This window comes from Ideonella sp. (assembly GCF_041914305.1).
Lineage (GTDB): Bacteria > Pseudomonadota > Gammaproteobacteria > Burkholderiales > Burkholderiaceae_C > Ideonella.
In genome coordinates, this window is sequence record NZ_JAYSDQ010000005.1 from 37,718 (window position 1) to 52,006 (window position 14,289).

9 protein-coding genes are annotated in these 14,289 nt (G+C 71.8%); 3 read left to right on the forward strand and 6 right to left on the reverse strand.

The annotated features are described in order from the left end of the window. Positions 1-7: 7 nt before the first annotated feature. The 3 genes from ACE3SG_RS08170 to pedF all read right to left on the reverse strand — a co-directional run bounded on the left by ACE3SG_RS08170 (position 8) and on the right by pedF (position 3,522). Complete coding sequence (locus ACE3SG_RS08170) at positions 8-2,119, reverse strand: TonB-dependent receptor family protein (protein ID WP_374564472.1); 2,112 nt, start codon at positions 2,117-2,119, stop codon at positions 8-10. A gap of 88 nt (positions 2,120-2,207) precedes the next feature. Beyond that, positions 2,208-3,047, reverse strand: coding sequence for a substrate-binding periplasmic protein (locus ACE3SG_RS08175; protein WP_374563989.1), 840 nt, complete (start codon positions 3,045-3,047; stop codon positions 2,208-2,210). Continuing rightward, positions 3,031-3,522, reverse strand: a complete 492-nt coding sequence (gene pedF / locus ACE3SG_RS08180) for a cytochrome c-550 PedF (protein WP_374563991.1) — start codon at positions 3,520-3,522, stop codon at positions 3,031-3,033. Before pedF ends, ACE3SG_RS08175 begins: the two co-directional genes overlap by 17 nt. A 262-nt stretch (positions 3,523-3,784) precedes the next feature. Between pedF and ACE3SG_RS08185 the strand changes: the two genes are divergently transcribed. The 3 genes from ACE3SG_RS08185 to ACE3SG_RS08195 are packed head-to-tail and all read left to right on the forward strand — an operon-like array spanning position 3,785 to position 9,164. After that, positions 3,785-5,920 (forward strand): 4Fe-4S binding protein, encoded by a 2,136-nt coding sequence (locus ACE3SG_RS08185; protein WP_374563993.1) that lies wholly within the window; start codon positions 3,785-3,787, stop codon positions 5,918-5,920. Beyond that, complete coding sequence (locus ACE3SG_RS08190; protein ID WP_374563995.1) at positions 5,917-6,906, forward strand: FAD:protein FMN transferase; 990 nt, start codon at positions 5,917-5,919, stop codon at positions 6,904-6,906. The genes ACE3SG_RS08185 and ACE3SG_RS08190 overlap by 4 nt, the downstream gene beginning before the upstream one ends. Further along, on the forward strand, positions 6,903-9,164 hold the full coding sequence (locus tag ACE3SG_RS08195) for a TonB-dependent receptor (RefSeq protein WP_374563996.1): 2,262 nt from the start codon (positions 6,903-6,905) through the stop codon (positions 9,162-9,164). The genes ACE3SG_RS08190 and ACE3SG_RS08195 overlap by 4 nt, the downstream gene beginning before the upstream one ends. Here the strand turns inward: ACE3SG_RS08195 and ACE3SG_RS08200 are convergent. The 3 genes from ACE3SG_RS08200 to ACE3SG_RS08210 form a co-directional block, all read right to left on the reverse strand. After that, positions 9,148-11,928, reverse strand: coding sequence for an ATP-binding protein (locus ACE3SG_RS08200; protein WP_374563998.1), 2,781 nt, complete (start codon positions 11,926-11,928; stop codon positions 9,148-9,150). The genes ACE3SG_RS08195 and ACE3SG_RS08200 overlap by 17 nt on opposite strands. A 124-nt stretch (positions 11,929-12,052) precedes the next feature. Further along, the gene (locus ACE3SG_RS08205; protein WP_374564000.1) at positions 12,053-12,364 is read right to left on the reverse strand and encodes a high-potential iron-sulfur protein; all 312 of its coding nucleotides are present in this window, start codon (positions 12,362-12,364) and stop codon (positions 12,053-12,055) included. Between the two features lie 69 nt (positions 12,365-12,433). Next, positions 12,434-14,179: a PQQ-dependent methanol/ethanol family dehydrogenase gene (locus ACE3SG_RS08210; RefSeq protein WP_374564002.1), complete on the reverse strand. Its 1,746-nt coding sequence runs from the start codon at positions 14,177-14,179 to the stop codon at positions 12,434-12,436. Between the last annotated feature and the right edge of the window lie 110 nt (positions 14,180-14,289).

A 14,289-nucleotide genomic window follows, 5' to 3' on the forward strand; every position in this document is an offset into this window, starting at 1 on the left:
GGCTTTCCTAGAAGTTGTAGCTGGCGTTGAACCCGGCCAGCCAGGTGCGGCCCGGTGCCGGTTCGAAGAAGCGGCCGTTGCCCTCGTTGACGATCACCGAGCCGGCGTAGTGCCTGTCGAACAGGTTGTCGGCGCGCAAGAAACCGCCGAGGCCCCACGCGCCGCGGCGCACGCGGTAGCCGACGCTGGCGCTGGCGACCGCAAAGCCGGCGGCGGCATCGTTGTTCAGGTCGTTGACCAGCACGCGGCTCAAACCCCGCAGCTCGGCACCGGCGTTCCAGCCTTCGGCCGGGGCCCATTGCAGCGCGGCGTAGGCCGAGGTGCGCGCCACACCCGGCAGGCGGTTGCCGGCCGGGATCACCAGCGTGGGCGTGGCGCAGGGCGGCGCGGCGCAGGTGGTGAAGCTGTCGTCGTAGCGCGCGTCGAGCCAGGTCAACGCGGCGTTCGCCTGCCAGTCGCCGGCAAAGCTCGCGGCCCAGCCCAGCTCGACGCCGTCACGCCGGGTCTTGCCGGCGTTCTGAAAGCTGGCCCGGCCGCCGAGGTTGGTCTGTGTGACGATTTCGTCATCGGTGCGCACCGCGAACACGGCAAGGTTCAGCTGCTGCGCCGCGCCGATGCGCCACTTGGCACCGAGCTCGAGGTTGTCGCTGCGGGCGGGCTTGAGCGTGGTGTTGACGCCGGCTGAGCCGTCGCTGCGGTAGGCCAGCTCGTTCAGCGTCGGCGTCTCGAAGCCACGGCCGGCCGACAGGTACAGGTGCAGCGCGTCGCTGGCGAGGTACATCGCCGACAAGACCGGCGTGGTCGCGCTGAACGAGGTGCGGCCGCTGTCGTCGCCATTGGGCCCGCTGATGTAGTGGTCGCGGCTGCGCACCTTGACCTCGCTGTGGCGCACGCCGGCATCGAGCCGCCACATGGGCGCCGGCCGCAGCGTGGCCTGCAGGTACTGGTCGAACGCGGTGCTGCGGTTGCTCTCGTCGCGCCGCAGGTCACCCTTGACGCCCAGCACGTCGCCGACGAAGTTCTCGTAGCCACGCCGGTGTTCGTCGAGCGCATCGAACGACACGCCGGCCACCAGCGCGAACGGCAGCTCGCCGCGCCGCTCGTCCAGCGTCCAGCGCAGGTCGGCGCCCTGGTAGTCGCGCGCCAGGTCGATCACCCCGCCCGGGTGCTTGGGGCTGCCCTGCGGTGCGGTCGGGATGGCCTGGAACTGCTCGGTGTGGCGGCTGCCGCCGTACAGCATCGCCTGCACACGCTGCTGGCCGCCGATCACATGCTCGTAGGCCGCGCCGAGCTGGCTCTGGTCGACCCGCTTGCGGGTGTTGAAGCTCAGCGCCACCGGGTCGACGCTGCGTGGGTCGTTGTCGAACTGGTCGCGGGTCAGGCCCAGCGGGTCTTGCGCCTCGGGCAAGGCCACGCTGTTGGCGACCACGGTCAGCTTGTCGCCGGCGAGCGGCCCGTCGCTCGGTCGCCAGCTCAGCTTCAGGTTGCCCAGGTCGCGCCGCGCCGCGCTGTGCTCGCGGTAGCCGTCGGTCTCGAAGTGGCTCAGGTTCGCGGCGTAGCCGAAGTCGCCGGCCGCTCCGAGCGCCTGCAGGTTGGCGCGCAGGACGCCGTCGCTGCCGGCGGCCGCACCGGCGGCCACGGTCGGCGGGCCGCTGCCCTCCTGGGTCGTCACCTCGATCACGCCGCCCGACGAGTTGCCATACAGCGCCGAGAACGGCCCCCGCAGGATCTCGATGCGCTGCGCCGAGCCCAGGTCGGCGTGCGAGACCTGGCCCTGCCCGTCGGGCAAGGTGGCGGGGATGCCGTCGATGTACATCCGCACGCCGCGGATGCCGAAGGTTGAGCGCGCACCGAAGCCCCGCACCGACACCTGCACGTCCTGCGCGTAGTTCTGCCGGTCACGCGCCAGCAGGCCCGGCACCGCGCCCAGTCTTTCAGACAGGTTGACCTGCAGATGGTTGTCGCGGATCTGGTCACCGCCGATGCGGTCGACCGACGCGGGCACGTCGAACGGTTGCTCGGCCAGCCGCGTGCCGACCACCACCACGCTCGATGGGGCCGCTGCGTCCGCCACCTGGGCATGGGCCGCCATCGGGGCCCATGGCAGCAGCGCCGGCATCCAGGTGGCCAGGGCCGGCACACGACGCAGGGGGCGATGAGGGCGCCGGGCGAAGAAGGGCTTGTCTCGTTTCATGGTTGTTGTCTGCTCAAAGATGCCAAGCCACTTGGTGAGCGGCAAAGATAGCCTGCAATCGGCCGCTGGCTTGCAGCGCCTGCATCGCTTCTTGCAGTGCCGCGGCCAGCTCGCCAGCGTCTTGCCGAACCGCGCAGCCCAGCGCCCAACCAGCCGCCGGCACGCGCGGTGATGGCAAGGGCTGCAGGGCGAAGCGCGTGTCGCCGCCGAGCACACTCTCCAGCTCCGACGCGAGGCCCGCCGCCGCCTGGACCCGGCCCTCGCGCAGCGCGCGGGCCGCGTCGACGCCATCGGCAAATGCCGTGCTCAGCCCGCTGGCCGCGGCACCGGGCAAGGCTCCCGCCATCAGCCAGCCGGCCATCGACTGGCCCGCCACGGCCACCGGGTGGCCGGCCAGTTCGGCCAGGCTCTCGATGCGGCCGAACTGCTCGCGCTGCACGGCCAGCAGCACCCGCTCGCGGTAGTAGGGCGCCAGCACCAGCACCTGCGGGTTGGCTTGCGCGAGTGCCTTGTCCGTCGGCACATGCAGCAACACGTCTGCCGGCCCCCAGCCCAGGTAGTGGCCTTTCCACACCATGTTGCGCAGGTCGTCGTTCATGCTCTCGCCGGCCTGGAACGGCAGCGGGCTGAACTTCAGGCCCATCGCCTGCGCCAGTGCGCGGCCCAGCTCCACGTCGATGCCGCGGCCGTTGGCGTGGAATGGCGGCATCTCCTGGTACAGCCCGACGGTGAGGCTGCCGCGCTCGCGAATGCGCGCCAGGCTGCCTTCGGCCAGGGCCAGGCCTGGGGAGACAAGCAACGCACCGGCACCGGCCAGCCACGCACGGCGATGGATCTCACATGGGCTTTTCACGCCGTGTCTCCAGGTAAGCCTTGATGGCCCAGATGGCCTCCTGGTTCAGCGTGCCTTCGAACGGCGGCATGTAGACCGCGCCGTTGCGCGAGCGGCCGTGGCGCACGGTGGTCAGAAAGTACTGGTCGTTCTCGGCCACGCAGGCAGCTTTCTTCGCAGCGTCTTTCAGCACGCTGCAGTCGTTGTCGAGCCGGCGCAGGTCAGGCGCGATGCCGCCCGAGATCGCCTCCAGCCCGTGGCAGCGCGCGCAGTTCTGGTTGAAGGCCGAGGTGCCGATGCGCACCGCCACACCCTGGTTAGGCTCGGGCTCGCGAAACGGGTTCTGCTCGCGCCAGCTCTCGCCCAGGCTCGGCAGCTCGTGCGTGTCCACGGCCTGCGGCGTCACGTCGCCATGCGCCACGGCCAGCGCGCAGGCGGCCCAGCCGGCGAGTGCCGCCGCGGCCCATGCGGCCATCTGAAGGCTCTGTCTCCTCATCTCGAAGTCTCCTGGATCGGTGGATGCGAACTGCAGCCTGTTCTGCAAGCCACATGCCATCAGCGCCAAAACCGACCCGGTCTGCCACCGCTCAGGGAAAACAACCACGCGGCTGCTCCAAATGAAGACAGCGGGACAGTCGTGACACCCAGGCTGGAGCGACACGCCAGCGGCCCCAGGCCGGCATGGCACAGCAAACCCTTGCTTTGGCCCGCTTCGAGCGCCGCCGATCACGGGCACGGCTGTTGCGAACCCAGACCGCATGACACGCCCACTCGCCGCCTGGTGCCGCCGCCTGCTGATGACGCTGGCCGGCTCGTTGTGCCTGTTGCTCGCCACCGGGCCGGCGAGCGCCGGCGTGATGACGCGCGAGCAACTGCAGGCGTTGTTCCCCTCGCCACTGATGCTGGGCGAGCGCGACGCCGCCCTGCCCGTCTGGCCCGTGTTCAAGCAAGAGGCCACCGCCACGGTGCTGGTGGCGTATGTGTTCGAGTCGATCGACCTGGCGCCGGTGCCGGGCTTTTCGGGCACGCCGCTGAACCTGCTGGTCGCGCTGGACGCGCAAGGCAGCTTCATGGACGTGCGCGTGCTGTCGCACCACGAGCCGGTGTTCCTCGACGGGTTGGGCCCGGCGCCGCTGTTTCGCTTCGTCGAGCAGTACCGCGGGCTGTCGCTGAAGCAGAGCATCAAGGTCGGCAGCGAGCACGGCCGCGCCAGCCGCACGAACAGCGCCAACGTCACGATCGACGGCGTTGCCAAGGCCACGGCCTCGGTGCGCATCGTCAACCAGAGCCTGCTGGCCGCCTCGCTGAAGGTCGCGCGCGCCAAGCTGGGCTACGCGGCCGGGCGCGACCCTGAGCTGGTTGGCCGCGTGCGCACCGACCGCGCCGACACGCTGGGCTGGCAAGGCCTGCTCGCCGCCGGCCTGGTGCAGCATGTGCGCCTGCCGCGGCGCGATGTGGCACAGGCCTTTGCCGGCACTGTCGGCGAAGACATGGCCGACGCTGGCCCCGAGGCCTACATGGATTTCTGGCTCGCGCACCTGGGCGTGCCCTCGGCCGGCCGCAGCCTGCTGGGCGACAGCGGCTGGCGCCACCTGCAAAGCCGGCTCGACACCGGCGACCACGCGCTGCTGGTGGTCGCCCGCGGCGACGACAGCTTCATCGGCGAGGCCTTCGTGCGCGGCGCAGTGCCCGATCGGCTGGGCCTGCGCCAGGGCGACCTGCCACTCGAATTGCGCGACCTGGACCTCGACGACCCGCTGGCCCTGCCGCCCGAGTTGAACGGTGCCGAGTCCAAGGTCTTTCGCGTCTACGGCGCCGCGGGGCTCGACCCATCGCAACCGCTGGCCTTCAGGTTCCGCGTCACGCGCAGCAAGGGCATCGTCTACCCCGAGCGTGTCAGCCGCGACTTCACGCTGCCTTTTGCGCTGCCCGCCGCCTACGTGACGGCACCCGAAGGTGATGCCAAGTCGTGGCGCAGCATCTGGGCCGCGCGCGCCGCCGAGCTGGGCGTGCTGGGCGCGGCCTTGCTGCTGTTGGCGCTGATGCTCGCGCGGCCGGCCTGGCTGGTGCGCAGCCCGCGGCGCCTGGCCTGGGGCCGCAACGCCTTCTTGGGGTTCACGCTGGTCTTCGTCGGCTGGCATGCGCAGGGGCAGCTGTCGATCGTCAACCTGACGGCGCTGCTGCAGGCGCTACGCGCCGGGCACTCGCTCGGCTTCTTTCTCTACGACCCGGTCACGCTGGTGCTGTGGGGCTTCGTCGCATTCACCCTGGTCGTCTGGGGCCGCGGCACCTTTTGCGGCTGGCTCTGCCCCTTCGGCGCGCTGCAAGACCTGGTCAGCCAGCTGGCTGCTCGCCTGAAGCTGCCGCGTTGGCGGCTGCACCGCCGTGTCGATGCGCGGCTCAAACGCGTCAAGTACGCGGTGCTGGGGCTGCTGGTGGGCAGCGCGCTGTTCGCACCGGCCTGGACCGACACGCTGGTCGAGGTCGAGCCGTTCAAGACCGCCGTCACACTGGGTTTCGTGCGTGCGTGGCCGTATGTGGCCTGGGCCGCCGCACTCACGGCGCTCAGCGCCTTCGTCTACAAGGGCTACTGCCGCTACCTGTGCCCGCTCGGTGCCGGGCTGGCGGTGCTGGGCCTGGCGCGGCGCTGGGCCTGGATCGCCCGCCGCACCGAATGCGGCACGCCGTGCCAGACCTGCCGCCACCGCTGCGACTACCAGGCCATCCGGCCCGACGGCGCGGTGCACTACGCCGAGTGCTTCCAGTGCCTGGACTGCGTGGCCATCCACGACGACCCGGCGCGCTGCGCGCCGCTGATCGCGCAGGCGCGCGGCGGGCGGCGCATCGTGCCGATCCACCCCATCGCGCAACCCACCCGAGGAGCCCCCGCATGAGACGGCGCCAGATCCTCTATGCAGCCATGGGCCAGGGCCTGGCCGCCGCCGGCCCGGCCCACGGCGCAACGCCCGCGGCGCTCACCTGGCGCCGCCGCGACTGGCTCGGCTTCGGCACCACGCTGTCGCTGCGGGCCGGCGGGCACGACGAGGCGCTGCTCGAGCGCGCGCTCGACGCCAGCGTGCAGGCCGTGCGCACGATCGAAGCGCAGATGAGCCTGCACGACCCGGGCAGCGCCTTGTCGCGGCTGAACCGCGAGGGCCGGCTGCCGAACCCACCACCCGAGCTGTTGGCCGTGCTGCGCCTGTCGCAGTGGGTGGCGCGGCACAGCGGCGGCGCGTTCGACGTGACGGTGCAGCCGCTGTGGCTGGCCTTCGACGCGGCGCGCCAGGACGCGCGGCTGCCACGCGCCGCCGAGGTGGCGGCCGCACGCGCCCGGGTCGGCTGGCAAGGCCTGCAGGTGACACCGCGTGGTGTCGAGTTCACCCGGCCAGCCATGAGCGCGACGCTCAACGGCGTCGCCCAGGGCTACGCCTGCGACCGCGTGCGCGACGTGCTGCGCGCGCACGGCGTGCAACACGCGCTGATCGACACCGGCGAGCTGGCCCCGCTCGGCCACAACCCCGCCGACGGCCCCTGGCGCCTCGGCCTGGTGAACCCGCGCGACGAACACGCCCTGCTCGCCCGCGTGCTGGCCGATGGCCGCTGCCTGGCCACCTCAGCCGACGAGCCGAGCAGCTTTTCCACCGACCACCGGCACCACCACATCTTCGACCCCGCCAGCGGCTACTCGCCCGCCGGGCTGGCCAGCGTGACGGTGGCGGCCCGCAGTGGTGCGCTGGCCGACGCGCTGACCAAGGTGATGTTCGTCGCCGGGCCGGCGCAGATCGCCGCGCTGGCGGCCCGCTGGCAGGTCGATGCCCTGTGGGTCGACAAGCTCGGCTGCCAAGGCGCCACTGCGGGCTGGCGCCTGGCCTCGGCATGAAGCGCCGCTGCCTTGTGTTGCTGGCGGCGCTGTCGGCTGCCGGCGCCCGCGCCGAGCCCGAGGCGGCAGTCCAGCAGGTCGAGATCGTCGCCACCTCGCCGCTGCCCGGCCAGGGCATTGACCGTGACCTGCTGCCCTACATGACCCAGGTGCTGCGCCGCACCACCATCGACGCGGCCCTGGCCGACAACACCATCGACCTGCTCGCGCGTCACGCCGCCGGTGTTCAGGTCAGCGACATCCAGGGCAGCCCCTACCAGGGCGACCTGGCGTTCCGCGGCTACCGCGCATCGGGCCTGCTGGGCGCACCGCAGGGGCTGTCGGTGTACCTGGACGGCGTGCGCATCAACGAGCCGTTCGGTGACGTCGTCAACTGGGACTTGGTGCCCGAATTCGCACTCGACAGCGTCGCGCTGGTGCCGGGCGCCAACCCGGCCTTCGGCCTGAACACGCTGGGCGGCGCGATCTCGTTGACCACCCTCGACGGCCGCCATGCGCCAGGCACGCAAGCCGAGGCCAGCGCGGGCCGCTTCGGCCGCCGGCGCGTGAACCTCTCGCACGGCGGCGCCGAGGGCGACTGGGACCACTACCTCGGCCTCGGCCTGTTCGCCGAAGACGGCTGGCGCGACCACTCTGCCGGCCGCCTGGGCTCGTTGCTGGGCAAGATTGGCGTGCAGACCGACGCCGGCCGGTTCGGCCTGAATGCGCTCGCCGCCCGGAGCCACCTGGTCGGCAACGGCCTGGTGCCCTGGGCCGGGCTGGGCGAGCTTGGCCAGCGCACGCCCGAACTGGGCGCGCTCGACCGCAGCGCCGTCTACACCCACCCCGACCAGACCGAGCAACGCCTGGCCCAACTCAGCCTCAGCTGGCGCCTGGCCCTGGCCGGCGACGCAATGCTCGACGCCCTCGCCTATGCCCGCCAGTCTCGGCGCGACGGCGTCAACGGCGACCTGGCCGATGACATCGACAGCGCCGCCCCCGCCTCGCTCAACCGCACCCACACACGCCAGCAAGGCCACGGCGCCGCGGGGGCCTGGTCGTCGCGCCAGGGTGCCCACCAATGGCAGATCGGCGCCAGCATCGACCAGGCGCGCGTGCGCTACCGGCAGACCGAGCAGGCCGGCACGCTGGACGCGGGCCGCGGCGTGCGGCCCATCGACGATTCAGACGCCACGCTGAGCGCCGCCGTGCAAGGCCGCAGCCTCGGCTGGGGCGTGCACGCCAGCGACACCTGGCGCCTGGCCCAGGCCACGCACCTGACCGCGACGCTGCGCTACAACGAGGCGCAGCTGACCCACACGCTGAGCCAGGCCGACGACGACACCGGCCTGCCCACCGACGAGCCCGAGGAGCGCTTTCGCTACCGCAGCTGGAACCCAGCGCTGGGCATCGCGCAGCGGCTCACGCCGAACGCGACGCTGTTCGCCAACGCCGCACGCAACACCCGTGTGCCGACCGTGATCGAGCTGGGCTGCGCTGACCCCGAGCACGCCTGCCGCCTGCCGGCCGGCTTGCAGTCGGACCCTTACCTGAAGCCGGTGCGCTCGACCACGCTGGAAACCGGCTTTCGCTGGGGCCGCCGTGGCGACAGCAGCGAGAGCAGCGATGGCGGCGGCTCGTTCACGCTCTACCGCACCGACAACAGCGACGACATCGTGTTCGCCAGCGTCAGCGTGAATGGCCAGCTCGGCTACTTCCGCAACGTGGCCCGCACGCGCCACCAGGGGTTGGACGCCGAGTGGCACGGCCGTCGCGGTGCCTGGGCCTGGGCCACGGCCTACAGCCACCTCGACGCGAGCTACCGGTTCAGCGGCACGCTGCGCGAGGGTGAGCGCAACGTGCGCATCACGCCGGGCACGCCGGTCGCCGGCCCGGCGCGCCACACGCTGAAGCTGTCGCTCGACTGGCACGGCGCGCCCACGCTCGACCTGGGCGGCGACCTGCAGGCCGTGTCGCGCCGCGTCAGCGCGGGCAACGAAGACGGCCGCCTCGCCGATTCCGGCGACGCTGCGCGCGGCGACGTCGCCGTGCCCGGCTACGCACTGCTGAACCTGCGTGCCCGCTGGCGGCCGGCAGCCGGCTGGGAATGGTTCGCCAGTGTCGGCAACGTGTTCGACCGCCGCTACGCCAGTTACGGCGCGCTGGCCACCACGCGCTTCGACGCCCAGGGCCGCAACACCGGCGAAGAGCGCGACGCGCTGTTCGTCGCCCCGGGCACGCCGCGCAGCGTGACTTTGGGCTTCAGGCTTCGCGGATAGGCGCCGGCTCGGCAGCGGCGGGTGCCGGCGGCACGACCGCGCGGCCGTGCCGGGCCAGTGTCCGCCGCAGGCGCAGCACATCGATCGGCTTGGTCAGGAACTCGGCCGCGCCGCAGGCCATCGCCGTCTCGACCGTGACCTCCAGTGCATCGGCGGTGACCACCACCACGGGCATGTCGGCGGTGGCCGGATCGGCCTTCAGGCGCCGCAGCAGCGCCAGCCCGTCCACGTCGGGCAGGTGCAGGTCGAGCAGGATCAGGTCTGGCCGCCCGGCGCCGGGCCGGTGCAGGCTGTCCAGGCATTGCTGCCCGGTCGCGCTGTGGTCCAGCTGGATGCCGTCGGCCCCGGCCAGCGCCGCGCGCACGATCTCGACATTCAACGGGTTGTCTTCGACGTAGTGGATGCGCTGCGCCGGCAGCGCGGGCACCGGCCCTTGCGCCGACTGCGCCGACTGCGCCGACTGGCCGGCACCAGCCCCCTCGCCCGGCGCGGGCCGGCCCACCACGCCGTCGTCGGCCGGCAAGGCCAGCGTGAACGACGAGCCCGTCTCCAGCGTGCTGGCCACGGTCAGCGTGCCGCCCATCAGGGCCGCGAGTTTGCGGCTGATGACCAGCCCGATGCCCGTGCCCTCGATCGGGCCGCTTTCGCGCCCGAGCCGGTTGAAGGGCTGGAACAACTGCGCCAGCTGCGTCGCGGTCAGGCCCATGCCGGTGTCGCGCACCTCGATCTCGATGACGGGCCCCAGGCGCCGCGCGATCAGCTGCACTTCGCCGCCCTCGCGGTTGTACTTGACCGCGTTCGACAGCAGGTTGGCCATCACCTGGCGCACCCGCGTGGCGTCGCCGCGCAGGCGCTGTGCCTGCGGCTCCAGCGCCACGCGGATCGTGATGCGGCGCTGCGCCGCGCGCTGCTCGATCAAGGTCACCGACTCGGCCACCAGCGCATCCACGGCCAGCGAGCCCATCGTCAGGTTGACGGTGTCGGACTCGATGCGCGAGAGGTCGAGGATGTCGTTGATCATCGCCAGCAGGTGGTCGCCCGCCTGGCGGATGTTCAGCGCCCAGCGCTTGTGGTTGGGCGCCAGCGCTGGGTTGGTGGCGGTCTCCAGCAGCTGCGCGAAGCCCAGCACCGCGTTCAGCGGCGTGCGCAGCTCATGGCTCATGCGCGACAGGAAGCTGCTCTTGGCCAGGTTGGCGGCCTCGGCGGTGCGGCGCGCCGCCTCGGCCTCGGCCACGGCGTCTTCGATGCGGCGCGCCCGGCCGGTAACCGTGAGCAGCATGATCATCAGCGCCGCCGCACCGAGCATGCCGCCAACGCTGACGCCGGCCACGATGTCGGTGCCGCGGCCCTCGGAGCGGCTCTTGTCGAACACCACCAGGTCCCAGCGCCGGTCGCCGATGGCCAGGGCCTCGACGTGCCGGCGGCTGGCGGTGGCGGTCTCGCAGTCGTCCGCACCGAGCAGCACATGGCCGGGCTGGGGCACCTGCCGGTCGACCAGGCACAGCGCCAGCGGCGGCGCGATCGAGCCGTTCAGCTGCTTGGCCAGCCGCGGCAGCGGCAAGGTGGCAAACACCAGCCCACGCACACCGTGGTCGCAGCCCACGCCGGGCCGCCACATCTGCGCCGCCGACTGGAACACCACCACCGCCGGCGACGGCCAGGCACCCGCCCGGCCACCGGCCGTGGGGCCGATGCTGATGCTGCTGCTGGCCGCGGGGCGGCCCGACTGCAGCGCCCGCACCAGCGCCTCTTGCACCGCCGCTTCGGTGAACCAGCTCGGGCCCAGGTCGGGTGGCCGGTAGAAGCCGGGCTCGATGTAGCGCACGGTCGGCTGCAGCGGCCCCTGCGCCTGCCGGTTCTGGCAATCGACCCAGCCGATCGCCTGCGCCTCGTCGGCCGCCGACAACCAGCCGCTGGTCGCGACGCGGAATTCGCCGTCCGACACCTCGCGGCTTTGCGAGAAGAAGATCTGCATCGCCCGCACCGCCTGCAAGGTGCTGTGCAGCTCGGCCTTGGCCAGCGCCACCGCCAGTTGCGCGCTGTGGTCAAACTCGTTCTGAGTGCGCCGCGCGTCGGCGTCGGCAACGGCCGCCACGCCCAGGTGGACCAGCACCGCGCTGGTCACACCGGTCAGCGTCATCGGCCAGCGCCGCGGTGCCCAGTCGCGCCGTGGCTGGCCGGCCCAGGCCAGCACGATCGGCGCACCGACCATCACGCCCAGCGCCGCGCCCACCCAGTGCCCGGCCGCGTCCATGGGCGCCGCGGCCCACGGCATGTTGCCGAAGCCGGCGTGGTAGACGGTGGTGACCGCCGCGCTTGCCAGCGCCGGCCAAGCCGCGCCATTGACGACGAAGGCCAGGATCTCGCGCGGCTCGGCCAGCCGGGTAGAGGCCGCGTGGCTGCGCCGCAGCAGCCAGGTGCCCAGCACCGCCTGCAGCGCCATCGCCGCGGCGTGCACGATCGCGGTCGTCCACAGGGCGCAGTCGTCGTGGCCGCAGGCCGGCTGCTCAGCCGCCCAGAGCCAGTGGCCGAGCGCGGCGCCCAGCCCAATCGCCCAGCCCGCGCGGTAGCCCTGCACCAGCATCGCGGCCAGGGCCAGGCCGCCGGCGGCGTCGAGGATCGGGTGGCCGGTCAGCGGGCTCCAGCGCAGGCTCGCATAGGCGAGCAGGCCGCAGCCCAGCGCGGTGAGCGCCAGCCCGGCCACCTCGCGCGCGATCGAGCCCGCCTCGGTGCCTCTCCAGAGCAGATCCTCGTCTGCTGGCATTGCCCCGCCTTCCTTGCCCTGCGGGCCCGGTCAACTTCAACCGGGCCCTGCACTGCGATTGCAACGCATCGGCCCGCCGGGCGGATGAGCAGGAACCCTGCGGGGCGTGGCGCGAGGCCCACGGTCACGGCTTGCGCCAGGCCGCGCACCAGCCGCCGGCCGCGATGTGCTTGCGGCCGAACATCGAGCAACCGGCCCAGGCGTCGCCCGCCTGGCCTTGCCAGAAGCCGCAGTTCGCGCAGTGCTGGTCGGGCGAATGGGTGGCGAACTTCTTGCCGTCGACCTGGCGGGTGTCGTGGCGGTAGCCCATGGCGGCGGCGGCCTCGTCGGCCTCGTCGACACGGGCCGGCGCGGCCCTCGCGCCAACGGCCACCAGCGCCGGGCCGGCACAGGCGATGCGGATGACGGCACGGCGTCGGGAAACAGGCAGGGTCATGTCAGTGCTCTCCAGGCAAGAAAAGGGGCGGCGCGCCGGCCGCCCCACACAACGAACACGGCGGGCGCCTTACTTGGGCAGCTTGAAGACCCAGACCATGCCGCCCTGCTCGAGGTAGTTGACCTTCCTGGCTACGTCACCCCCCCACAGCGGCACCGCACCGCCCCAGCCCGACACCACGGCGATGTACTGCGCGCCGTTCTGCTCCCAGGTGACCGGTGGGGCGACCACGCCGGAGCCGGTCTGATACTCCCAGACCACCTTGCCGGTCTTCGCGTCGGCGGCCTTCAGGTAGCCCTCGGGCGTGCCCCAGAAGACCAGGTTGCCGCCGGTGGTGAGCACGCCGCCCCACAGCGGCGCGTTGTTCTTCACCTCCCAGACGATCTTGCCGGTCTTCGGGTCCATCGCCCGCAGCGCGCCGATGTAGTCGTCGTTGAGGGTCTTGATGGTGAAGCCGGCGCCCAGGTAGGCGGCGCCCTTCTTGTAGGCGATCGGCTCGTTCCAGATCTCCATGCCCCATTCGTTGGCCGGCACGTAGAACAACTTGGTGTCGGGCGAATAGGCCATCGGCATCTGGTTCTTGCCGCCCAAGAATGATGGGGCCGAGAAGACCGAAGCGCCCTTCTTGCCGTCGCCGGCGGTCGGGTCGCCCGGGCGGCCCTCGGGCACGAAATCAGGCCGGCCGGTCTTCAGGTCGATGCCGGTGGCCCAGGTGATCTTCTTGACGAACGGGAAGGCGTTCTCGAGGTGGCCCGAGTTCGCGTCGATCACGTAGAAGAAGCCGTTGCGGTCGGCCTTGCCGCCCAGGCGCTTGCCGTCGGCCGCGTCGTAGGTGACGAACTCGTTGACGCCGTCGAAGTCCCAGCCGTCGTTGGGCGTGCCCTGGTAGTGCCACTTGATCTGGCCGGTCTTCACGTCGATCGCCAGCGTGGAGCACGAGAACAGGTTGTCGCCCTTGCGCAGGTGGCTGTTCCACGGCGCCGGGTTGCCGGTGCCGAAATAGGCCAGGCCGGTCTTCGCGTCGAAGGTGCCGCCCAGCCAGGTGGCCGCGCCACCGTTCTTCCACAGGTCGCCGGGCCAGGTCTGGTTGGTGGTGCCGGAGATGCCGTTCTCGGTCTTGTTGCCGTTGGCGTCGTAGCGGTAGCCCATGTGGCCCTCGACCGTCGGCCGCGTCCACACCAGGCGCCCGGTCTTCGCATCACGCGCCTCGACGCGGCCGACAACGCCGAACTCACCGCCCGACACGCCGGTCAGCAGCAGCCCGTTGGCGATGATCGGCGCGGCGGTGTTCGAGTAGCCGGCCTGGTAGTCGTCGATCTTCTCTTTCCACACCAGCTCGCCGGTGTCCTGGTTCAGCGCGACGAGCTGTGCGTCGAGCGTGCTGAAGATCACCAGGTTGTCGTACAGCGCGGCGCCGCGGTTGACCACGTCGCAGCAGGGCATGATGCCCTCGGGCAGGCGGTGCTCGTACTTCCACAGCTTCTTGCCGGTGGCCGCATCGAGCGCAAAGATGCGCGAGTACGACGCGGTGACGAACATCTTGCCGTTGTAGATCAGCGGCTGGCTCTCTTGCCCGCGCTGCTTTTCGCCGCCGAACGAGAAGGCCCACACCGGCGCCAGGCGGGCCACGTTGGCGGTGTTGACCTGCTTCAGCGGCGAGTAGCGCTGGCCGTCGGTCGACAGCCCCCACGACAGAACGTTCTTGCCGCTCTTGGCGTCGTTCTGGATCATCTGGTCGGACACCGTGGCGGTGGCGGCGGCGGACACGCCGGCAAGTGCGGCCAGTGCAATGGCGCGAAGGGCGGGAAGGCGCATGGTCGTTGTCTCCTGTTGCGACGAAGGGCGCCCCCGGTTGCGGCCGAAAAGCCACCGGGGCGACACGCCCATCAGCGCAAAGCGCGTGCCACGCGTGGGCCACACGCAGG